The following is a 22,275-nucleotide window of genomic DNA, read 5'->3' as shown; positions in this document are numbered from 1 at the left end:
CCTGAACACCGCTAAACCCTGTGGGAGCGGGCTTGCTCGCGATGGCGGTGTGGCCGTCAAAGAATCTGTTTCTGTTGCACCGCCCTCTCAGGCAAGCCAGCTCCCACATTGAGTAAATGTTGGGCACAAAAAAGGCGGCTACCCATCAGGTAGCCGCCTTTGTTTTACCGCCGGTTAACACTTAGTCCGGCAGTTTGAACGCCATCACATAGTCACCCTGCTTGGTGCCCAGCGAGCCGTGACCGCCAGCCATGACCAGCACGTACTGCTTGCCGTCCTTGCCGGTGTAGGTCATCGGTGTGGTTTGCGCGCCTGCTGGCAGGCGGCCTTCCCACAGCTGCTTGCCGTTTTTCACGTCATAGGCACGCAGGTACTGGTCGAGGGTGCCGCTGAGGAAGGACACGCCACCGGCGGTGGTGAATGTCCCGCCCAGGCTAGGCACGCCCATGGTCAGCGGGACCGGAACCGGCGAGCTGTCGCGCACGGTGCCGTTTTTGTGCATCCAGATGGTCTGGTGGTTGGTCAGGTCGACCGCCGCCACATAACCCCACGCCGGCGCCTGGCACGGCAGGCCCAGAGGCGACAGCAGCGCTTCAAGGATCACGCCGTACGGCGCGCCTTTGTTTGGCTGTACGCCTTCGGTTTCGCTGACGCGCGGACCTTGCTTGGCAATGTCGGCAGCCGGGATCAGTTTCGATTTGAACGCCATGTAGCTCGGGTTCACGAAGGCAATCTGGCGAACCGGGTCGACGGAAATGCCGCCCCAGTCGAACACGCCGAAGTTACCTGGGTAAACGATCGAACCTTGCAGCGATGGCGGGGTGAACGGGCCGTCGTAGCGCATGGATTTGAAATCGATCCGGCACAGCATCTGGTCAAACGGTGTCACGCCCCACATGTCGCGTTCTTTCAACGGCGGCGGCATGAAGTTCAGGTCGGATTTGGGTTGGGTCGGGGAGGTGTGATCACCGGCCACTGCGCCTTGCGGTACAGGGATTTCGTTGATCGGCACCACAGGCTGACCGTTGGTGCGGTCCAGCACGTAGATGCTGCCTTGCTTGGTCGAAGCCATCACCGCTTGCTTGACGCCCTGTGCGGTCTTGATGTCGATCAGGCTAGGCTGGCCGCCCACGTCCATGTCCCACAGGTCGTGGTGAGTGAACTGGAAGGTCCACTTCACGTGGCCGCTGTCGATGTCCAGAGCAGTCAGGCCGGCGCTGTATTTTTCCGAATCTTCGGTACGGTCGCCGCCGTATTGGTCAGGCATCTGGTTGCCCATCGGCAGGTAGAGCATGCCGAGTTTTTCATCGACGCTGAACATGGACCACATGTTCGGCGAGTTGCGGGTGTAGGTCTTGCCCTCGGCCAACGGGGTGGTGTCGTCCGGGTTGCCGCTGTCCCAGTTCCATACCAGCTTGCCGGTGTGCACGTCGAACGCGCGGATCACGCCGCTAGGCTCGTCGGTGGAAACGTTGTCGGTCACGTGACCGCCGATCACGACCAGGTTCTTGGTCACGGCCGGTGGCGAGGTGGAGTAGTAGCCGCCTGGGGCGAAGCTGCCGATATTGGCACGCAGGTCGACCTGGCCTTTGTCACCGAAGTCTTCACACATTTTGCCGGTGTCGGCATCCAGGGCGATCAGACGGGTGTCGGCAGTCGGTACGAAAATGCGTTTCGGGCAGACGGTGCTGACCGGAGCAGCGCTGGCACTGCCGGTAGGGCTTTGCTCGGAAGCGTACACCGCGTCATCGTGATACGAGACGCCGCGGCAGGTCATGTGCGCCCAACCTTTGAAGTTCGCCGCACCTTCGGTGCTGATCTTCGGGTCGAAACGCCAGATTTCCTTGCCGGTGTCCGGGTCCAGGGCAATTACTTGGCTGTGCGGGGTGCACACGTAGAGCATGCCGTTGACTTTCAGCGGGGTGTTTTCCGCGGTGGTTTCACCGGGATCGCCTGGGCCAGGAATGTCGCCGGTGCGGAAGGTCCACGCCGGTACCAGCTTGTGGGCGTTTTCCGGGGTGATCTGCGCCAGTGGCGAGTAACGATCACCGAAGGCCGAACGACCGTAGGCGTTCCAGTCGCCATCGGCCTGGGCCGGTGCAGCGCTGGCCATGCCAGGCACGGCGTCGCGGTCGAGCTGACCGGTCTTGACCATTTCACCCGGGTTGGTGAATTGGCTGGCCAGGGCGGCAGCGCCCGCCAGCACCACGGCCACGCTCAGCGCGCCAGTGCCCAGCGGCGCAGGCTGGCCGCGCAACAACGGACGGCGAAACCACGGCAGCAGCAAGACGATGCCCAAGGCGAACAGCAGGGCCAGGCGCGGCACCAGCTGCCACCAATCCAGGCCGACTTCCCACAGTGCCCACACGGTGCTGGCGAACAGCACCAGTGCGTACAAGCCCAGCGCGGCGCGGCGGGTGGCCAGCAGCAAAACGCCGGTGAGGGCGATGCCAATACCGGCCAGCAGGTAGTACAGCGACCCGCCGAGCATGCTCAGCTTGACGCCGCCGGCCAGCAAGGCCAGCCCCATGATCAGCAGCAAGATCCCCAGCAACCTGGGCAGCAGGCGGCTTGGGCTTGAAGCACCATCAGTGCTCATAGTGTGTTTCTCCGTGACGTTGGAATTATGTAACCCCGTGCTTCACTGTAGATGACGATTCGGCGCGGGCTTGGTTCAGCGTTAATTCGGTTTTTCTGGGGATAAGAGGGTTATCCACAGGCGGGCGATTTATTCCCGTGCGCAGGTCGGTAGAAGACAGCGCTGTCTCTGAAGAGGGGTAAGTTTGGCAAGGTGGGATCGACCGCAGGCATGAAACGTTTCAGTTTGTTGCGGCAAGGATAAAGCGCCTGCTCGTATTGAGAAAGACTAAATCGAGAGATGCATCATTTCAGTTCTGGTAACAGTGACAGAACGTCGCTGCAAAAATGTCTGTGGAAACCCGATTACAGGTTGGATTGAGGGTGTGGTGGCGAGCGGGTTTGTTGGGGGAGCGGGCTTGCCCCGCGTTGGGGCGCGAAGCGGCCCTGATCAATGAGAAACGCGGTGTATCAGGTACAGCTCATTGACTGGTTTCAGGGCCGCTTCGCGGCCCAACGCGGGGCAAGCCCGCTCGCCACAGGAAGTACTTTTGCTACAAAAAACTGATTCCAAAGGCGGGCGTTAGAAGGTGGTACGTACACCCAATTGCACACTGCGCTCCGGTGCCGGCGCGATATCGCGCAGGATCGAGCTGGCATACCGCACGGTCTGGTTGGTCAGGTTTTCGCCATTGACGAACGCCAGCCACTGGCTGGTGCCGACGTTGAAGTGATAACCCGCACTCGCGCCCAGGGTGGTGTAGCCATCGGTGCCGCGCTCGTTACTCGGCACACGCCCCTGGCCCGCCGCATGCTCGACGTCGATCCGCGCCTGCCAGCGGTCCAGTTCCCACAGCAAACCGCTGTTCACGCGCAGCGGCGCGATGCGCGGCAAGGCTTCGCCGGTGTCCAGGTTGGTTGCGCGGGTGTAATCGCCCGACAGCTCCAGCGTAAACTTGCCGTAGGCACCTTCGCCGAGTTTCCAGTGATCCTGGGCTTCGAAGCCGGCGAAACGTGCACGCACACCCGAGTACCTGTACTCAGGGATGCCGCCCGCGTCCTCGTCGCCGTCATCGTTCAGCGTACGACCGGTGCCCAGCAGCCCGATGTAATTGGAGAAGCGGCTGTAGAACACCCCGAAGCTGCCCTTGTGGGCGCCATTGTCGAAACGCAGCGCCAAGTCGCTGGACACGGCTTTTTCTTTTTTCAGGTTGGCATCGCCCAACTCATAAGTGCCGGTGGCGACGTGGGCACCGTTGGCGTACAGCTCGTAGAAGGTCGGCGCGCGCTCGGTGTAGCCCAGGGTCGCGGCCAGGGACCAGACCGGCGTGAGGCTGTACACCGCGCCGGACGACAGGCTGCCGGCGGTGAAGTCATTGGTTTGGTCGGCATTGGCGAAGCGCGCATTGCCCTTGGCGTCCGGGTCGACGCTGGTGTGTTCCAGGCGAGCGCCGAGGCTGAGTTTGAGGCGCTCGGTGGCCTGCATTTCTTCGAGGATAAACAGGGCGCCGGCGTTGGTATCGGTCTGCGGCACGAAGGCTTCTTCACCCAGGGCCGAGAATTCGTTGCGGGTCACCTGCGCGCCGACCACGCCATCGAATGGGCCAATCGGCTGATGGCGAGCTTCTACGCGCGCCTCGTAACCCTTGTTCTTGAACACCGTGCCGGTTTCGCCGCCTTCGATTTCGCGGTGTTGGTAGTCGGTGTAGCCCGCGTCGAGTTTCACCGAGGTGAACGGGCCCTGCAGGTTACGGATCTCGGAGGCAAAGGCGTAGTGATCCTGCTTCATGCGGATGCGCACGTCCTGCTCGGCAGGTGAGCCGTAGTTTGCATCGTAGTTGCTGTAGGACAGGCCGGCGTAACCATCGTCCCAGGTGTAGGAACCGCCCACCGCGCCGCCGTCCTGGCGCCCGTCGCTGTTGCCCAGGCGGCCGTTTTTGCCGGGGCCATCTTCGGTGTCCGGGGCGTGGCGGCTGCGCGCAAAACCGGGGATTTTCAGGTCGTTGAACTCCCGCGCGTTCGCGTCTATGTGCAAGGCGAAGGTGCCGTTGCCGGCCTCCAGTTTGCCGGCGCTGCTGCGGGTGGTGTCGGCGCCGCCGTAGCGCAATTCACCGGCACCGTGGATGCCTTCGATGGCTTCGGTGGGGATGCGGTTGTCGAAGGTGTTGACCACGCCGCCAATGGCGCTGCCGCCGTACAGCAAGGCGGCCGGGCCGCGTACGATTTCAATGCGCTCGACGTTGACCGGGTCCAGCGGCACGGCGTGGTCGTAAGACAGCGACGATGCATCCAACGCGCCCACGCCGTTGCGCAGGAGGCGAATGCGGTCGCCATCCTGGCCACGAATGATCGGCCGGCTGGCACCCGGACCGAAGTAGGACGAGGACACGCCCGGCTGCTTGTTCAGGGTTTCGCCGAGGCTGCCTTTTTGTTGCAGGGTCAGGTCATCACCTTCCAGCACGGTGGTCGGTGAGGCGAGCTGTTCGCTGCCCAATGGATTGCCGGTGATGACTTGGGGTTGCAGTTCCAGAGCGTGGGCTTCGGAGCAGATCAGCAGAGCGGCGGCAAGCGGGGTCAAGCGCCAGAGAGAAGAGAGGGACATCGAACATTCCTTGGCAAAACGGCACAAAAAAGAGAAGGCTGAAACGGTATCGGGCCAGTTACTTTTGATATTTATCGTTACAATATAACATCTCTTTTTTCGCTGAAAAGGGGAACTTTTCTCCGACGTCTATATTCAATGCAGTGCTTCCACCTGTACGCCCCGTCGGCTAAGGTGCGCGGCTGTGTTTCCTCTTATTGCAAAAGGCCCGGCATGACCGCGACAAGCAACGACCCGCTCCACGGTGTGACCCTGCAACACGTCCTCACCACCCTGGTGGAACACTACGAATGGGCAGGCCTGGCCGAACGCATTGATGTGCGCTGCTTCAAGAGCGATCCGAGCATCAAGTCGAGCCTGACGTTCCTGCGCAAAACCCCATGGGCGCGGGAAAAAGTCGAAGGGTTGTACGTGAAGCTGATGCGTACCAAACGCCCACTGGACTGAGCCCATGAAGCGTTTCATCGCGGCTGCGGCACTGGCCGGCTGGGCAGGGTTGGCGATTCAGCAATACCTGATTTTCGATTCGCGCTGGACGGCGGGCGCCAGCCTGCTGGGCGGGTTGATCAACTTTTTCAGTTTCTTCACGGTGCTGACCAACACCCTGGTGGTGGTGGTGCTCAGCTACGCGCTGATCAGTCGGGATTCAGCCGCCAAGCGGTTTTTCCTGGCGCCCAGGGTCAGTAGCGCGATAGCTGCGAGCATCGTCGTGGTGAGCCTGGCGTACAACCTGCTGTTGCGGCATTTGTGGAGCCCCACGGGCTTTCAGTTCGTCGCCGATGAATTGCTGCACGACGTCATGCCGGTGCTGTTTGTGATTTATTGGTGGCGGTGTGTGCCCAAGGGCACGTTGCGTTTCAACCACATCGGCGCCTGGGTGATCTACCCGTTGGTGTACTTCGGCTATGTACTGCTGCGCGGGCATTTGCTCGGGCAGTATCAGTACCCGTTCATTGATGTGGACACGCTTGGTTATCCACAAGTGTTTGTGAATGCCGGGGGAATTCTGGCGGGGTTTATCGGGATCGCGTTGGCAGTGGTGGGCCTGGATAAGTGCTTAAAGCCACCGCGAAACTAAATGTGGCAGCGGCGAGCCCGCTGCCACATTGTCGACCTCGATCGGCTTACTCTTCTTCGCTGCCTTCTGCACGCCAGTAACCCACAGCCTTTAGGAACGCTTCATTGACCTCATGGGTGTCCAGCAGCACGCGGCGCACTTGGCGCGACAGCTTGGTTTCTGTCGCCACGAAGCAGTACAGCGAGCCGCTCGGCAGCGTCAGTGTGCGAACGGTCTCAAGCAGGTCGTCCTGACCGCGTATCACCCAGATCACCTGCACATCCGCGGCACTGTTCAGCGCCTGCTGTTCTGCGGCATTGGCGATTTCAAGCACCGCCAGCACCTTGCGACCCGCCGGTAATTCTTCCAGGCGCCGGCCAATGGCGGGCAGGGCGGTTTCATCGCCGATCAGCAGGTAACTGTCGAACATATCCGGCACGATCATCGAACCGCGTGGCCCACCGATATACAGGTGTTGGCCGACCTGCACCTGCTCGGCCCAGGTGGAGGCAGGGCCATCGCCGTGCAGCACGAAGTCGATGTCCAGTTCACCGATGTTCAGGTCGAAACGCCGTGGCGTGTAGTCGCGCATGGCCGGCTGTGGGCCCTCGCCCTTGATGCTGAAGTTCGGGCTTTCCAGCGCGGCCTGTTCGGCGGCGTTCTGCGGGAACAGCAGCTTGATGTGGTCGTCGCTGCCCAGGCTGATAAAACCTGCCAGCTCGGGCCCACCCAGGGTGATGCGGCGCATGCGCGGGGTGATGTCGGTCACGCGCAGCACTTCCAGGCGGCGGCGCTTGATCTCGTGGGTGACGCGGTGGATGGCTTGCGTATTCATTGAGCTTTCCCATGGACTGGTTGAACGGCGGGGCCGTCGACAATGGCTTGGGCGGTGCTGTTGAGCAGGGCCGCGACACGCGCGATTTCTTCCGGGCTCCAGCGCCCGTGGTGCAGCTGCAAGGCATGGCGCAGGTTGTGCACCGCCTCATGGATTTCGGGCGGGCGATCATGGCCGCGCAGCGAGCGTTTGCTGACGTCGATGCGCATGCGCACGCCTTCCAGGGCAATCGCCTGCTCGCTTAAGGAAAGACGACCGGCGTCGGTGATTGTGTAGCGTTTTTTTCCGCCTTCGGTATCGCCGGTCACCAGTTCGCTTTCTTCCAGAAAGGTCAGGGTCGGGTAGATCACCCCGGGGCTGGGGCTGTAGGCGCCGTCGAACAGGCCTTCGATCTGGCGGATAAGGTCGTAGCCGTGGCAGGGCTGTTCGCCGATCAACGCCAGCAGCAGTAATTTCAGGTCGCCGGGGGCAAACACGCGTGGACCACGGCCACCGCGTTCACGGCCGGGGCGTTTTTCAAAACCATCACGGCCATCACCGTGGTTGCGTTGGTGGGGATGCTCTCTCATTTTGGCTTTCTCCGTTTGGGTTAAGATAGAACTTAAGATATATCTTTATGCGGCGAAAGGCCGAGGCGACCAACGGTCGGTGAACAGCCGTTTGGTCTTTTCAAGAGAGCGTTCAGATGTGTGAATTATATTTAGAGTTGATGCTCAACTTTTTTTGCACCGATGTTTATCCGGAAAGTTACTGTTGTGGTACTGTTCCGACGGACTTTATTCCACAGCAAAGTTTCGAATGTAGATGTGTAGTCCTGTTCTTACAGATCAATTAAAAGTTTTGGCAATGTGCCATCTTTTTCCCTCAAGCCTTACTAATTAAAGCCACAGCTCTATAAGAAATAGCGGGCATCCTGGTTATTTGAATTGCTTGATCATTACCGTGCTTTTCAAACATTGATGAGCGCGTAATGCCCTTCGCACGTTGTGCAGTGTCTTGTGTTCAACGTTCAGCGATATAACTCAATGCAAATAACAGGTGTCGACTATGTTCAAGAAGTTCGCAATTGCTGCCCCTTTGGCTGCCATGGCGCTGTCCTCCATGGCGTTCGCGGCCGGTGAGGCCAATCACACTGTCAATATCAAGGCGAGCATCCCGACCACCGTGTTCCACGTGCAGCCGCGCGACCCTAACTGGGGCCGTGACGAGGCCATGTCGTATAACCTGGCCAATGGCGAGTTGGCGTCGTTGTCCGCGGTCTACGACATGCGCAACACCAACGGGTCTATTCACGCCTATATCGACGGCGGCCCGGCAGTGCTGTTCAACGGTGATGCCACGCAAAACATTCCGCTGACCGCCACCTTGAATGGTGTAGTGCTCAGCGGCACGCCTCAGGAAGTTGTCAACGAAGCTGATTCCACACCGGGCCTGGGCGCCGTACTGCGTATCGACGCCGCCAAACCTTCGGCGAATCAGCGTGGCAATTACACCAGCGTTATGCCGCTGGTATTTGACGCGGTGCTGCCAGCTCTTTGACGTCAATGAGTGCCCCTTGAGCCTCGCGCTCGTGGGCATCGCGTCAGCAGGCCGGCCGGTTGTTCAGGGGCCGCCGGCCTGATTTTCATTCTTGTCATTTGGCATTCAGAGTATGTGTTCATGTTCCCGATGACTCCCATCGCGGCGGCGCTTGCGCTTTTTTTTTGTATGGGTGCCCTGGCGGCGCCGAATTCCGGTGTTGAAAATCCTGGCAGTCTGATCGCTCAGGCCCAAGGCTTGCCCACCGGGTTCAGTGATCACTTCTTCGATGTACCGCTGGCCGTGCGGGTCGACCTTGACCAGCAGTTACTCGGCGAGGCGTTAATCGTGTTGTCCCGGGATGACCGCGTAACCCTGCTCGAATTTACCGACGTGGGCGACAGCAAAGTCCCACTGGCGACCCGCGACACCTGGCAGGCCATCCTTGAAAAGGGTGTGGCGCTGGGCGCGTGCAGCCAGGCGTGCCCCGCGCAGATGCTGTCTACCCACTACAGCCTCGAGAGCTCGCAGCTTTCGATCATCACGCAAAACGTCGAACACGCCGATGACGCCCCGCGCTACTACGCGCAGCCGGAAGGCGGCAGCCGTGGCTTGATCGTCAACAATCAACTGAACCTCAACGGCGGCCAGGACGAAGACCTGGGCGGGCGTTACGGTTTGCAGGCGAGCGCCAGCCTGGGCAATTGGAGCCAGGTGTTCAACCTGCAGCTGGCCCGCCAGAGCGGCGACGAAGAGCACCTGCGCCACGCGATCCACGAGCTGTATACCCAGCGCGAGCTCGAAGGGCGTTTTCTGCGCCTGGGCCATTTCACGCCCAATTCCGATGGCCTGACCCGACAGCTGCGCAGTTTTGGCGCCAGCCCCGACACGGCCCTGGGCGTGATGTACGGCAGCTCCGACACGTTGGCGATCAACAACGCCAAGGCCAGCGTCTATCCGATCTACGTCACGGCCAACCGTCAGGCGTCCGTGGAGATCTACCGCAATGGCCTGCTGCTCAACAGCCAGTCAGTGGCGGCCGGCCTGCAGACGCTCGACACCCGCCCACTGCCCGGCGGTATCTATGAGGTGGAAGTGCGCCTGGTGGAAGACGGCATGACGGTCAGTACCTCTCAGGAGCTGGTGTACAAACCGAGCAACTGGCGCAACGCCGACGACCGCTGGCGCTACAACGTGTTTGCCGGCAGGGAAACCAAATTATTCAGCAACTGGGACGACCAGGCCTCAGGCGCCATCACCACCGGCGCTTCCGTCAACTACCTGTTGCACCCGCGGGTGATTCTCGGGTTGTCGGCACGCGAAGTACGTGAGCAATTGCAATACGGCGGTTCGGTGGACTGGACCGTGGCCAACAACGCCAGCGTCTACGCCAACGTGTATGAGACACAGGAACACGGCACCGGGATGGACCTGCAGGCGCTTTACACGCTGGGCACCACCAACCTGGTGTTCAGTCACAACCGCAGTTGGCTCGACACCCGCGACACCTATGACACGCTGCCCGACGGCACGCGGTTGCGGCGCAATACCTTCGTCGGCGAAACCAGCAACACCGCGTTGTCGGTCAACCACCGTGTCGATGCGCTCAACTCCTGGAACGTGCGCCTGTCCCACAGCCAGGGCAATGTCGTGGGCGCCGGCCTGGACCTGGGCTGGAACCGGCGCAGCACCTTGATGGGCAGCGACGCCAACTGGCGCTTCTCGGCGTTCGACCGGCCGGGCACCAACGGCACTGACGATCAGCGCAACCGTGGCATCGACGTCACCTTGAGCCTGGCGCTGGGCACCGACGGCCGCCAAGTGTCCGGCAGTGTCGGCACTCGCACGGCGCGTGATGGCGGCCGTGACAACAATGCCTCGGTCACCTTTCGCCAGGACCTCACCGACCACCTGCTGCAAAGCGTTTCGGCCACTGCCATCACCGACACTTATGGCGTTGGCCTGTCGGGCACGGCCAGCTTCAGTACCGACACGGTCAGCGGCGATGGCTTCCTGCAGCGCAGCTCGTTCAACAATAAATTCACCGGCGGCCTGAACCTCAACAGCACGTTCGTGGCCGGCGCCGACAAGGCGTTGCTCACCAGCCAGTACCACGGCACGGGCGCGGGCATGATCATCGATGTCGAGACTGACCTCGACGCCATCACCCTGCGCGCCGATGACTTCAGTGGCGGTGGCGCGGTCTTGCGCCCCGGTCGCAATTTTGTGCCGCTGGCCGCCTACAAAAGCAGCAGCGTCAACTTCGATTTCGACGGCAATCACCCGCCCGCCGCCAACATCCAGCCGGCGCGCACTACGTATCACTTGAACAAGGGCGGGGTGGACTACCGCAAGGTCACCGTGCTGAAAACCGTGTCGGTGCTGGGGCGTCTGCTCGATGCCCAGGGTCGGCCGCTCAAGGGGCATCACGTGATCAACCACGCCAGCCGTGGGGTCAGCGAGGTAGACGGGTTCTTCTCGATGGAAATGAGCGCCAGCTCACCCACCCTGCAAGTGCGCTACCAGAACCAGTTGCTCTGCCAGTTCCGCCTCGACCCGGCCAACGCCCCGAATGAAAACGATGTGCTGATGATCGGCGACCTGCGTTGCACCCCCGACACGCTGGCCGAAGCCAACTTCAACGTGGAAACCGCCGGCTGATGGCTGCCCGCACTTTTGAACCGGAGAATGTATGAAGTCAGTCGCTGCAACCAGAAGCGCCTTGGGGCCGTGCCGTGTGCTGGCCCTGATCATGGGTTTGTTTAGCACACCGGCGCAGGCGTTTGTCGAGGAGATTACCGCCGTGTTCCGTCCCGACCCGGGCAACCCGATGGTCAACAAATTCGAGAACACCACGCCGGAAAGCGGGATTTGCCCCGGGCATATTCCCGCGCGGTGCAAGGAGATGAATATTTTCACCATTCGCAGGCCCTTCTCGGCGGCGTCAAGCGGGCCCGTCCTGGCTTATGCCGAGCCGCGCAAAGGCGCTTATTTCAAAGTGCCCTCGGCCTGGCGAGACCTGCAGGTCACCCACCAGGCGACCGGTGAAACCGAGACGGTCCAGATGCGTATTGCCGGTGTGGGCGCGCGCTGGGATGTCACCTACCCACCGGGAGTCAGTGGCTGGGCGACGACAGGCATGCCTCAGTGGTCTTACTACTGGCAGCATGCGCCAGCGCCTTGCCAGGGCGTGAATTACCTGGCGGCCTCGCCGTCCTTTGCGTTGTTTTTCTGGATCGTTCCCGAGAATGCCGGTGCCTGCAGTGTGACGGCCGGCACTGACATACCCTGGATGTACTACAGCAATTTTGAATACGCCTACGAGCTCAGGACCCCGAACCCGCTCAACATGAGGTCCGGTGATTACGCCGGCAGCCTCACCTACACCTTCGGGCCAGGCGGGGATTTCGACATCGGCGATGTGATGCAAACCAGCGAAACCGTCGCCACCTTCAATTTTCGGCTGAGCGTGGAACACGCGCTCAAGGTCGATATCCCGCCCGGTGGCAACCGTGTCGAATTGATCCCCCAGGGCGGCTGGCAAGCCTGGCTCAACCAGGGGCGGGCACCGGCGCGTTTGTACCGCGACCAGACGTTCCGCATCGCCAGCAGCTCGCGTTTCAAGATGCAGCTCGAATGCTCGATCGTCATGGGCAACACCTGCGGGCTGCGCAATGCCGAGGGTGATGAAGTGCCGCTGCAGGTCGCGGTGACCTTGCCCAGCGGCCTGGTCGATCAGTACGCCCAAACCGTGAACAAACTCGCGCTGCGCCTGGATGGCGTGGGCAGCGAGCTGTTTCAGCCGTTGCATTACATCAATGACCGGCCCGGCACCCTGCACTTCGAAGTGCAGCGAGACGACATGAGCGAAATGCTCAAACGGCCCGGGAGTACCTATTCGGGCGTGGTGACCGTGGTCTGGGATTCGCAGGTCTAGACGGCCATCCGCATTCCCGGCTCGTGGGTATCGCGCGGGCCGTGTTCAATTAACGAGGCGTAATCAAACATGAAACAGGCAGTGTTATCGATCGGGTTGTTGCTTTGTGCTCTCGGCGCCCAGGCGGCCCCGGCGATCAACGTCGGGGTGGTGTATGACTACCTCGAGCAGGATCGCAGTTCCTATCTCAAGCGCGTGTCCAACACCGGCACGAGCACGGCGTTCATCCGCGTCGATGTGCTGGAGATCGTCTACAACGCCGATGGCACCCATCGCGAGGTGCCGGTTGCATCGCTCACCGACAGCGATGGCAATACCACCCGGCGCGACGGCCTGATGGCGAGCCCGGCGCGGCTGATCGTGCCGGCCAACGGGCGCCAGGGCACGCGCCTGTTGTACATGGGGCCGAGGGACAAGGAGCGTTATTTCCGCGTGCGCTTTATTCCCGTAGTGCCGGAGAAGGACGATAACTTCGCGATCACCGACGAAGAACGGGCCGAATACAAGGACAGCCTCGCGGCCGGAATCAACGTCATGGCGGGTTACGGCACGGTGTTTTTCGTGCGGCCCAAGGCCACGCGTTTCGATACGCAGATCAACCAGACAGGCAACCAATACCAGTTGCGTAACAACGGCAACAGCGTGGTGGTGCTGGATGAGTTTCGTGACTGTTCGCTCACCGCAAAAAGCGACTGCCTGCCGACCACCAAGCATCACATCCTGCCCGGGCGCCAGTTGGTGTTCGAGAAAAAAACCGACCGCACCTACGGCTTTCAGCTGATTGAAGGGCAGAACAAAAAACCGGTCACGGTCAACAGCAACGGGTGATGACGATGTTCAAGCAACTCACAAGGCTGACGCTGTTTGCAGTGCTGCTATTGGTGGCCGCCCAGGCTTGGGCGATTGAGTCCCGTCACGCGTTCGATGTCTCGGTGACAATTCCGGTGCACGAGGCCTACGTGCTGCCTTCCGAGCCCGATTGGATGGGGCATGATCAAGTGCTTGCCTGGAACCTGGTGACCTCTGAGCTGAACCGCCTGCGCAAGAATTTTGATGTTAAAAACCTCACCGGCGCGGTTGCCGCGCGGCTGGGGGCCGAGCCCTATCTGCAAAGCGGCCACCAGCGGATTGATCTGCAGGTGCTGTTCAACCAGGTGCCGCTGACCCTTGAGAGTACCGAAGTCGTCAACGCCGCCGAGGCGCGCGTGGGCCGGCGCGCGGAGTTGGAAATCGCCGCGATCAAGCCCGTCGGCGGGTACGTGGCCGGGGAGTATTACGGCACGGTGCACATCGTGTTCGACTTCCTTGCGCCTTGAGTTGACCGTGCACCGGTAACGGTTGAGCGCCACTTGCCCAGAGGCACGCATTCGCTGGCTGGTTTTATCGAGTCACCGACCCGTTTCAAGCGTCGAGACGGTGGCGAGAACAACCTCCCCGCGCCACCGCCACCTTCTTCAACGGGAACGGTTGCTGCGCCCCGTCGCGTCGTTGAGCGCCCGGCGGGTCAGGCGGCGCATCCATTCCTGTTCGTTGTAGCCCAGGTCGTTGAGCAACCGGTTGTACTGCGCGTCGTCCATCGGCTCGGCGGTGAACACCACACTTTCGGGCACTTGCACCGCCTCGGCCAAGTGCTTGAGGGCTGCGCGAAGGCGCTCGCGTTCGGGCTCCGGCAACGCCTGGGCATTGGCCCATTGCGCCTGCGCCGTTTGCAGATCATCCAGCGCCAGGAAGCGCTCGCCGAACTCACGCTCGTTGTCACGGTACTGGCTGTCGTAAGCGTCACGCAGGTGCTGTTCCCACCAGGGTTCGAGCAGCATCTGGTTGACCAGGCCGTCGCCCTCATCCAGCTCCAGCACCACGCTGTAGGCTTGCTCGATCTGGGCAGCGCTGACAGCCGCGTTGACCCGGTAAAGCATGTGATCACTCAGCCAGGGCAGGTCGAGACGGCGGGCGAGGGCGGTTTGATAGGCCAGGTGAATATCCACCTCATCAACCTCGCCGGGCACCCCGTCGCGCACTTGCGATCTGAAGCGCTGCCCAAGGCCCCCTTCGGCCACCGGGCGCAGGCGTCGGGCGATTTCCTGGCCCACGGCCTTCGCCAGTTGTTTGAGGTGGGCGCTGCCTTTGGCCAGCGTGACGAGACGGCTTTCCAGCTCAGCAGCGGTTGCGGTATCACGGCGGATCTCGCTGACCATGACCTCGATACCCATTTCATTGAAAATCTGTGCCCCGGCATCTGGGCACAGGCCGGGAAAGCTCGCCATCTTGAACAGGCGCTCACGCAGTTCGGTGTCTTCATGGGCTGCCCACAGCAGGCGCCATACCTGCTGGGTCAGCAGTGGGCGGTTGACGGCGTAGCGTTGGCGGTCGGCGTCAGTCTCAAAAACGCCCTCAATCTCCAGCGCTTCAATGACTTCGAAAAAGCCCTGGGAACCCTGTTCCTGCTCCACTGCCTGCCACAGGGCTTGAGCGTCCTGAAGATCGGCGCCTTGCAGGCCCTGCGTCCAGAATGCGTTGTGACCGAGCGGCTCATACGTACGGTTGGGATCAAGGCCTGCGGCCACGCGCAAAGTTTCATAGCGCAGGCGTTGCTCGTCCGGCAGGGTGCGCCGATCCAGGCGTGCGCGGGCCACCACTCTGCCTTGCGCGGAACCGGCTGCGACCTCGGGCAGGCGGTTGATCCGGGTGCCGCGCAGGTCGAGTACAAAGGCGTCATTGCGCGGGTGTGCGAACAACCCTTGGGGCCAGGTAGCCAGGCGCGTGCCGCGGAGGTAAAGCAGGTGCAACCCGGGCATATGGCTGATGTCGGGCGCCAGGGTCAAAGGGTTGTTGCTCAGGTCGAGGCTCTTCAGGCGCCGCAGTTTTTTTAACCGCGTCACGTCCTCCGCCGTCAGTGCAAGTCTGTTGCCTGCCAGTTTCAACGCCTTGAGAAAACGCATCTGTTCCAGCGCCTTGGGCACCTGCGTGAGGCGATTGTCAGCCAGGTTGAGGCCGCGCAAGGAGGGGAAGTGCTTGAGGAAATCACTGTGGCGTTCGCCGAAGCCGCACTGGCTGGCGTCCAGAAATGTCACGTGCTCGAAACTGGCGCTCAGCGTCGGGAGCCTGGGCGGCAGGCGCAAGCCTTTGAAGTTGAGTGTGGCACCTTGCTGGACAGCACCGCGGCCGTCCGTGAATTCAGCAAACCGGTCAACCCAGCAACGCATGATCCGATGGGCCAGGTGCTTTCTGGACACCCTCGCTTCGTGGTCATCGGCGGCGTCCGCGACGCCGAGGATGAGCGAGTTCTGCCAGTTCATCAGGTCCACATGCAGTTGCTGTTTTTCCACCACCAGCGTGTTCAGGGTATGGCGCAGTTGTGCCTGGGGAATGTCCTCCAGAAATCGGTTCAAGCGTGCTTCGCTCAAGTGTGGAAACAACAGTTGCAGGGTTTGCCGGGCGTGCTCGGTATGGGTTTGGGCGGGTAACGCCGAGCAGCGGCTGGCTGCCGGGCCACCCAGCAGGCGGCTAGTTTCGCGGCCCTGGACCATCGGCACGGGCGGTTGCGCGAGGACTTTGCGACGCTCGGCCAGGGACGTCATGCGCTGTTTGAGCCAATGCTTGAGCGCTTGACCTTCGCCCGTTTGCATACCCAATGCGTCGCGCCGGTCAGCGGGCAGGGCTTGCAGGATCGCCTCGTAAAGGTCGATGAGCGATGACGGCCGTGAAGTCAAAGGGTCGAGCACTTCATAGCCGCGCGCCTTGCGAATCAGCACGCGTGTGATGTCGGCAGTCGCCGGCCCGGCTTCACACAGCACGCGACCTGTCACCGCCTGTTCGCGGATTTCAATGCGCAACCGAGCAAAGGTGTCGCTGTGAAACTTCAAGGTGTTGAGCACCAGTCTTTCGGTCGGGGTCGGCAACGGCGAAGGCCAGTCAAACCCCTGGAAGGCCAGCACCGACTGGTTGGCAAAGCCTAATTCACGCGCCTGGTTATGCAGGCGCAGCGGCAGTTGTCGTTGGGCAAGCGCCTGGTGCTCCTCGCCGGTGGCGCTGCCGAGCAGGGCAAGGGCTGCGTTGGAGTCCAAGTACTCGAAGGGCTTGCGCAGGGTCGCAAGGCTGGGCTTGTCGGTGATTTCGCGGGTTTTGTAGACCTTGTCGGCAATCTCGGGGGCGTAGCTGAGCACCCGGTCGGCCAATTGATCGCGCAGGGCGGTGAGCCGAAGGTCCTTGGGGACATCGCCGTTGAGCAAGTTGCGTATCGCGGCGTCGTCGAGAAAAGCCAGCACTCGTTCAGGCAGGGTCCCGGACAGCGTCTGAGACAGGCTGAGGGTCAGGGTGCCGGCCTGGGTTGCGTTGACGTTGCCGAAGGTGAGGGCCGGTCCCGACAGATCATCATTGAGGCAGACCTTCAGGGCGTTGTCCTGCGGCCAGCCGGGCAACTCGGTGATGAGCTGCGGGAACCAATCCGATGATGGTCCGTTTGGCAGTGGCGTGCCTGCACGAACCTTGCGGCTGATGGCTTCGGGATAGCGCTGGGCTTCAAGGCGGCCAAGGCTGGCGGCGAGCAAGGGGGGCAGGGGCTCGTTGTAGAGGTGCATCGCGCGCAGCACGCCTTCATCGGTGCCACTGGCAATGCGCAAGTCGGCCAGTTGCTGGTCGCTGAAGTCTTTTACACGCGGGCCAATACGGCGCATCAGGGTCTGGCTGTCCCAGCGTTGCGGCTGTTCGCCTTCGTGCAAAAACGCGCCGTCGGCATTGAACCTTACCCAGGGCTGATACGCCTGTTCACGTGTCGGGTGCACCACGCGATGCTCGTCGGCCTGGGCATCGTGGCGCACGTGATAGTGCCGGTCCTCCAGCGGCAACAGGGTTTTGTCCGTGGGCCCCTGCGGGCTGGATTGAGCGTAGGGCGCAAGGTCCGGGTTCCACAATTTGAGCGTGCCGTCGGCCTGTTGCACCGGATGCAGGTCTTCGACAAACGCCGACAGTTTAAGGCGCGCGACCTCGCCGATTTTTCCCGCACCGGCAAACAAGGCGAGCTGAATCAGGTTTTCAGCTACGCCCAATACATGCTCGCCAGCTTCCTGCACATTGCCCTGGGCCCAATCGAGGAGGCCTTCGAAAACGTCGTCGCACAGTTGATAGGCGCTGTAGGCCAGCATCAATTGGCCCACCACCGGCACGAACGGTGTGACCACCAGCAAGGCCGCATTGAGGACGTCCGAGAGTATCTGCTCGAGGTTGTCCCACCAGGCCCAGCGTGCCAGCCGGTCGACGTAGGCAGTGGATACCGCCAGCTCCCGGGCGTCGTTGACGATCTTGTTGAGCTTGACCCGGTGCAGGTAGTTCCACGGGTCGTCTCGCGCCGGGTCAGCGGCGCGGTTGGGGTGATCCCGGTCAATGTCCACCAGGCGCAATGGCAGATGTGCACGCGACTGCAACCGCGAGAAAAACACGCCGCGCTCGGCGTGCGCCACAAATTGACTGAAAAACGCCTGATACGCCGGGCCGCTGTGCAACTGACGCGTCAGCTCTTCGACGAAGGCAATCGGCGACGGGTACTGCTTGAGCGGATGCTCGGGGTCCTGGGGCACCCAGGCAATCAGCCGCCCACGGGCGGAGCCGTGCTCTTCTGGCGTGGCGAACAGCATAATCCCGCTCAGTTCGCACTCAGCCAGGCTCAGCGTATGACACCTCAGGGTGTGGCCATCGAGTGACAGGCCCAGCGGTGTGTCGATGAACCTCAGCAACGCGTGATGGGCGTCGTTTGCCAGATGACCGCTGTGCAGGCCCAGGTGCGCACTGCTGCGCAAATCCGCCTTGAGCTGGCTGACCACTTCGTCGCGCACGGTGCGGGCCAGCGCCGGCTGATCGAACCCCAGCGCGCGTTGGAGCCGGGCCTGGTAAAGGCCGCCGATGTCCAGGGATCGACACACGGCCTTGAAGCGCTGCGCCGTCAGTATCGGCCCACCGGGCCGGCCACGTATCGTCAGGCTGTCGCGCTGACCACGGGCGTCTTCCGGGCCCAAAAAGGCGTGGTCGACGAAGGTGTCGCCGGCGGCGAAGTTATGCAGGGCCATGTCCAGCAACGACAGGGTTTTGCTTTGTACGCCTCGTTTGACGTTGATCACCCACCAGGCATTGGAGGCGTCTACGTACACCCGCAGCCAGGTGTTGCGTACATCGACCTCGCCGTAGTGCGTGAACAGCGCTCGTTTGAGCAGCGGCTCGGCAAAGGCGCGCAAGTCGTTGAGCGGGCCGAGGCGTTTGTCCAGCGGTGCCTGGGCGTGCCAATGGTCAGCGACGGCGCGCTTGAGTGACACGTGCTGCGCCGGCGAGGTCTCGAAGTAAGGCGCCGCAGATGCAAGACCCTGGCGTTTGAGCGCGCCAATTCGCGCCGCTGTGGTGCCCTTTACCCAGTCGGGCAACGCGTTCTGGATCAACTCGAAATGACGGCCCTGGAACGGCAGGGCGGAGGAATCGGTAGGCATGGTGTGAACCTGAACAGAGAGTGGGGACTCCCTGAGTCTATTCACGCGCCGAGGCTAAAATAAGCTTTAAAAATAGCGGCTTACGCGGGTTTTAACGCGCGTAACAGTCAACAATTCGAGGGTGAAAAATACATAACTGACACCCTGGATTCAGCGCGCCACACACAGCGTCTGCGTGCCCGGCTGCAGGTACGGCGTCAGGATCGGCGCCATGCCTTTGAGCACTTGCACCGGCAATGCCGACGTGAAGGTGAAATGCTCGGCCGAGGCCCCGGGGACGAAGGCGGTCAGCGTGCCGAAGTGATGCTCGCCGATGTAGAACACGAACGTTGCAGTACGGTTGATCGATTTGGAACTGAGGATGCGCCCACCCGCGCCCATGGCTTCGATGCGGTTGTCGCCGGTGCCGGTCTTGCCGCCCATGGCCAGCGGCGCGCCGTCGGCCAGTTTGAAACTGCCGGCCACGCGTTTCGCCGTGCCTGCGTCCACCACCTGCGACAGCGCACCGCGCAGCGCCGTGGCGACTTCGCTGGGCATCACGCGCTTGCCACGGTTGGGGTCGTTGATCACGAGCGTTTCATACGGCGTGCCGGCGGCAAAATGCAGGCTGTCGATGCGCAGCACTGGAATGCGCACGCCATCGTTGAGGATGATCCCCATCAGTTCGGCGAGGGCGGCGGGGCGGTCGCCGGAGCTGCCGATGGCGGTCGCCAGCGACGGTACCAGGTGGTCGAACGGGTAGCCGACAGCCTGCCAGCGTTGATGGATTTCCAGGAACGCTTCGATCTCCAGCATGGTGCGGATGCGGCTGTCGCGCGCGCTCTGGTGCCGGCTCTTGAACAGCCAGCTGTAGACTTCCTGGCGTTCGAATTCGCTGGCCTTGACGATCTCGCCGAAGGTCGCGTCGGGGTGGTTGAGCAGATAGCCCAGCAGCCACAGGTCGAGCGGGTGCACCTTGGCGATGTAGCCTTGGTCCGGCAGGTCGTAGGCGCCGGGGCCGTAGCTTTGGTAGAGCTTTTCGAGGCGCTCGTCCGTGAGCTTTTCGGGGGGCTTGGGGTTCTTCAGATGCGAGCGCACAAAACGGTTGAAGCTCTCCTGGCTGGCCTGGGGCAGCAGGTAGCGGTGCACGGCAGCCAGGCGAATCGCGGTGGGGTGCAGGCCGTCCATGAAGGTGTCGAGGCGTGTCTGAGTGTCTTTGTTGCGGTACTTTTTCCAGAACTTGAGCAGGAACGCAGTGCCTCGTGGTCGGCGAACTTGGCCAGGTATTCCTGACGGCGCGGATCGTTGTCATCTTTGAGCAAGCGCGCGCTGTTGTCTTCGCCGGAGTAGGTGGTGTAGCGCACCAGGTCGCGCATCAGGCGAATGAACGGCAGGTTGATCGACTCGCGCAGCGCATCGCGCAGGGTCGGGCTGCGGCCATTGTCTTCATTGCGAAAATTGTGAAAGTGATGCAAGCCGCCGCCGGTGAAAAACGCTTCGCCGGGGCTGGCCGAATAGGTGCGGTTGAGGGCCGCGTCGAGCATCTTCGACAGGTCGCGGTCGGGGTTCTGGATCAGGTAGTCCAGTGCCCAGCGTGACAGTGGGTCTTGTTCGGGGACCTCGACTTTTTTCAACTCGGCGGGTGTTTGCGCGCGATAGCGATCATGCAGCTCGGTGATGATTTGCAGGTAGGTGGTCAGCACCCGCAACTTGGCGGTGGAGCCCAGTTCCAGCTTGCTGCCTTCGTTGATATCAAAAGGTTGGTCGGTGTTGTCGGTTTGCACCCGTACCCGTGCGCCATCCGGCGTCAGTTCGAACAGGGTAAAGCTGTAACGCACTTGAGGTGTGCTTTGCGGGGTGAGCAAGCGCGGGCCGAGCAGGCCCATTTGCCCTGCGAAGGCGGGGTCGGCCAGGTGCTTGAGATACTCGGTGGCCTGGGTTTGCAGGTCGTATTGCAGCGTGCTCGTGGCTGACAGGTCGAGGCGATCGAGGTCATACAGCGGACGGTTGAGCAGGCTGGCAAGGCGACTGCGCGCAACGTTAATCGCCTTGTTGGTTTCCACCGGCTGGAGCGTCGGTTGTTGCTGCCAGTCGCGGTAAGTGACATGGCTGGCGAGGGCGGCCTTGGCCAGCGCCGGATCGATCACGTTGTTCTGTGCCAGCAGGCGGATATGGCTGTCGGTCAATTGCGCCAGCTCATCGCGGCCCTTGGTCAGGTAATGCGAAGGGCGGCGCTGGGCGATCATCAGCGACAGCACTTCGCGCAGCGCCAGGCCTTTTGCTGGAAGGTCCTTGGGCGCGTTGCCGCTCAACAGCGCATTGCTCTGGTTGAAGTCGGCGCCGTACCACACGCGTAAACCTTCGGCCATGCCGTGCACTTCACCATGGCCCGGTACCGCCGATAGCGGCACGCTGTTGAGGTAGTCGCGCACGATGTTCTGGCGGCTGTCCAGGGTCTGCGGCCCCGGTTGGTAGGCGCGGACGCTGGCAGACATCATCTGGCGGATTTTTTCGCCACCGGACAGCGTCAGGCCGTCGGGCGAATGGCGATACTTTTCAAGCTGGGTGGCCAGGGTGCTGCCGCCGGCGGTTTGCCCTGGCAGATGCAGCAGTTTGGCCACCTGCGACCAGGCGGCCTTGGCAAAGCGCGGCCAATCCACCGCCGGGTTGGCCATTGGACGCTTGGGGTCCAGCAGGTCGCGGTCTTCAATAAACAACAGGCTGTGCACCACCAACGGTGGAATGGCAGCAAAGCTTGTATAGAGTTGCTGTGGGTAACTGAAAGCGTACAGCGGCGCCGCGCGACAGTCGGTGATGGTCAGGCCGGCCTGGACCTTTTCGGCGTAGGGCACGAACAGGCCGTGCTCGGCGTAGCTCATCAGCGCCGGGGAAAACCGCGACTGTGCCTGAATCACGTAATTGCGTTTGAGCAGGCGTGGCAAAAATTCATTCAGCGCGCTGTAGCCCAGGCGCCGGTCAAAAGGACCCTCGCCGGGATACACCATCGCATCACTCGCGCCAGGTTCCACCCGGTAGCTCAGTGACGCGGCAAAAGGGCTCAGGTGTTCAGCCTGCAGGCGCGAGGTGCGTATTTCCCGGCTGGCGGCCCACCCCAGGGCCACCAACGCGAGCACCAGCACCAGCCCGATCAGCCGCCACCACAAGCGTCGAGAGCGGGGGCTTTGTGGCAATGGCGGTGGATCCGCACTGTCGGTCTGGACCACAGCGGGTTTCGAATCGGTCTGCCATAAAGCGCCCATAGTCGATTGATCCATTCACGCAGATTGATCGGACTTGGTT

Annotated in this window: 12 protein-coding genes and 1 pseudogene; 7 read left to right on the top strand and 6 right to left on the bottom strand. The window is 61.9% G+C overall.

The window, feature by feature from the left end; genetic code table 11:
* Nucleotides 1–181 precede the first annotated feature (181 nt).
* Nucleotides 182–2,599 (bottom strand): glucose/quinate/shikimate family membrane-bound PQQ-dependent dehydrogenase, encoded by a 2,418-nt coding sequence (locus ACM530_RS04245; RefSeq protein WP_416364320.1) that lies wholly within the window; start codon nucleotides 2,597–2,599, stop codon nucleotides 182–184.
* Between the two features lie 561 nt (nucleotides 2,600–3,160).
* Complete coding sequence (locus tag ACM530_RS04240) at nucleotides 3,161–5,179, bottom strand: TonB-dependent receptor (protein WP_416364319.1); 2,019 nt, start codon at nucleotides 5,177–5,179, stop codon at nucleotides 3,161–3,163.
* A 213-nt stretch (nucleotides 5,180–5,392) separates the two neighbouring features.
* Between ACM530_RS04240 and ACM530_RS04235 the strand changes: the two genes are divergently transcribed.
* On the top strand, nucleotides 5,393–5,626 hold the full coding sequence (locus ACM530_RS04235) for a VF530 family DNA-binding protein (protein WP_048720273.1): 234 nt from the start codon (nucleotides 5,393–5,395) through the stop codon (nucleotides 5,624–5,626).
* 4 nt (nucleotides 5,627–5,630) lie between these two features.
* Nucleotides 5,631–6,257: a Pr6Pr family membrane protein gene (locus ACM530_RS04230; protein WP_145161446.1), complete on the top strand. Its 627-nt coding sequence runs from the start codon at nucleotides 5,631–5,633 to the stop codon at nucleotides 6,255–6,257.
* Between the two features lie 46 nt (nucleotides 6,258–6,303).
* On the opposite strand, the gene ACM530_RS04225 is transcribed toward ACM530_RS04230, so the two are convergent.
* Nucleotides 6,304–7,071, bottom strand: a complete 768-nt coding sequence (locus tag ACM530_RS04225; RefSeq protein WP_416364318.1) for a siderophore-interacting protein — start codon at nucleotides 7,069–7,071, stop codon at nucleotides 6,304–6,306.
* Nucleotides 7,068–7,640, bottom strand: a complete 573-nt coding sequence (locus ACM530_RS04220; RefSeq protein ID WP_145161452.1) for a PadR family transcriptional regulator — start codon at nucleotides 7,638–7,640, stop codon at nucleotides 7,068–7,070. The genes ACM530_RS04225 and ACM530_RS04220 overlap by 4 nt, the downstream gene beginning before the upstream one ends.
* A 478-nt stretch (nucleotides 7,641–8,118) precedes the next feature.
* Here ACM530_RS04220 and ACM530_RS04215 point away from each other — a divergent pair, with 478 nt between their 5' ends.
* The 5 genes from ACM530_RS04215 (at nucleotide 8,119) to ACM530_RS04195 (ending at nucleotide 13,842) form a co-directional block, all read left to right on the top strand.
* Nucleotides 8,119–8,610, top strand: coding sequence for a CS1 type fimbrial major subunit (locus ACM530_RS04215; protein ID WP_106579440.1), 492 nt, complete (start codon nucleotides 8,119–8,121; stop codon nucleotides 8,608–8,610).
* Nucleotides 8,611–8,730: 120 nt separating this feature from the next.
* Complete coding sequence (locus ACM530_RS04210) at nucleotides 8,731–11,250, top strand: TcfC E-set like domain-containing protein (RefSeq protein WP_416364317.1); 2,520 nt, start codon at nucleotides 8,731–8,733, stop codon at nucleotides 11,248–11,250.
* A gap of 31 nt (nucleotides 11,251–11,281) precedes the next feature.
* A complete protein-coding gene (locus ACM530_RS04205) occupies nucleotides 11,282–12,526 on the top strand; it encodes a hypothetical protein (RefSeq protein ID WP_145161458.1) in 1,245 nt (414 codons plus the stop codon).
* Nucleotides 12,527–12,595: 69 nt separating this feature from the next.
* Nucleotides 12,596–13,354 (top strand): molecular chaperone, encoded by a 759-nt coding sequence (locus tag ACM530_RS04200; RefSeq protein ID WP_416364316.1) that lies wholly within the window; start codon nucleotides 12,596–12,598, stop codon nucleotides 13,352–13,354.
* Between the two features lie 5 nt (nucleotides 13,355–13,359).
* Entirely contained in the window at nucleotides 13,360–13,842 is a 483-nt protein-coding gene (locus ACM530_RS04195) for a CS1 type fimbrial major subunit (protein WP_416364315.1), read from the top strand.
* A 138-nt stretch (nucleotides 13,843–13,980) separates the two neighbouring features.
* Here ACM530_RS04195 and ACM530_RS04190 read toward each other — a convergent pair whose 3' ends face one another.
* A complete protein-coding gene (locus ACM530_RS04190) occupies nucleotides 13,981–18,996 on the bottom strand; it encodes a dermonecrotic toxin domain-containing protein (RefSeq protein ID WP_416364314.1) in 5,016 nt (1,671 codons plus the stop codon).
* Nucleotides 18,997–19,146: 150 nt separating this feature from the next.
* Nucleotides 19,147–22,235: pseudogene (locus ACM530_RS04185) on the bottom strand (transglycosylase domain-containing protein).
* Nucleotides 22,236–22,275: the final 40 nt, after the last annotated feature.

The organism is Pseudomonas sp. NFX183 (assembly GCF_047943075.1).
In the GTDB taxonomy this organism is placed as follows: domain Bacteria; phylum Pseudomonadota; class Gammaproteobacteria; order Pseudomonadales; family Pseudomonadaceae; genus Aquipseudomonas.
This window is presented reverse-complemented; position numbering and strand designations above follow the sequence as displayed.

Excerpts from the sequence above, each read along its gene's own strand:
- ACM530_RS04245 (WP_416364320.1), bottom strand. The coding sequence starts at position 2,599 with ATGAGCACTGATGGTGCTTCAAGCCCAAGCCGCCTGCTGCCCAGGTTG.
- ACM530_RS04240 (WP_416364319.1), bottom strand. The coding sequence starts at position 5,179 with ATGTCCCTCTCTTCTCTCTGGCGCTTGACCCCGCTTGCCGCCGCTCTG.
- ACM530_RS04235 (WP_048720273.1), top strand. The coding sequence starts at position 5,393 with ATGACCGCGACAAGCAACGACCCGCTCCACGGTGTGACCCTGCAACAC.
- ACM530_RS04230 (WP_145161446.1), top strand. The coding sequence starts at position 5,631 with ATGAAGCGTTTCATCGCGGCTGCGGCACTGGCCGGCTGGGCAGGGTTG.
- ACM530_RS04225 (WP_416364318.1), bottom strand. The coding sequence starts at position 7,071 with ATGAATACGCAAGCCATCCACCGCGTCACCCACGAGATCAAGCGCCGC.
- ACM530_RS04220 (WP_145161452.1), bottom strand. The coding sequence starts at position 7,640 with ATGAGAGAGCATCCCCACCAACGCAACCACGGTGATGGCCGTGATGGT.
- ACM530_RS04215 (WP_106579440.1), top strand. The coding sequence starts at position 8,119 with ATGTTCAAGAAGTTCGCAATTGCTGCCCCTTTGGCTGCCATGGCGCTG.
- ACM530_RS04210 (WP_416364317.1), top strand. The coding sequence starts at position 8,731 with ATGTTCCCGATGACTCCCATCGCGGCGGCGCTTGCGCTTTTTTTTTGT.
- ACM530_RS04205 (WP_145161458.1), top strand. The coding sequence starts at position 11,282 with ATGAAGTCAGTCGCTGCAACCAGAAGCGCCTTGGGGCCGTGCCGTGTG.
- ACM530_RS04200 (WP_416364316.1), top strand. The coding sequence starts at position 12,596 with ATGAAACAGGCAGTGTTATCGATCGGGTTGTTGCTTTGTGCTCTCGGC.
- ACM530_RS04195 (WP_416364315.1), top strand. The coding sequence starts at position 13,360 with ATGTTCAAGCAACTCACAAGGCTGACGCTGTTTGCAGTGCTGCTATTG.
- ACM530_RS04190 (WP_416364314.1), bottom strand. The coding sequence starts at position 18,996 with ATGCCTACCGATTCCTCCGCCCTGCCGTTCCAGGGCCGTCATTTCGAG.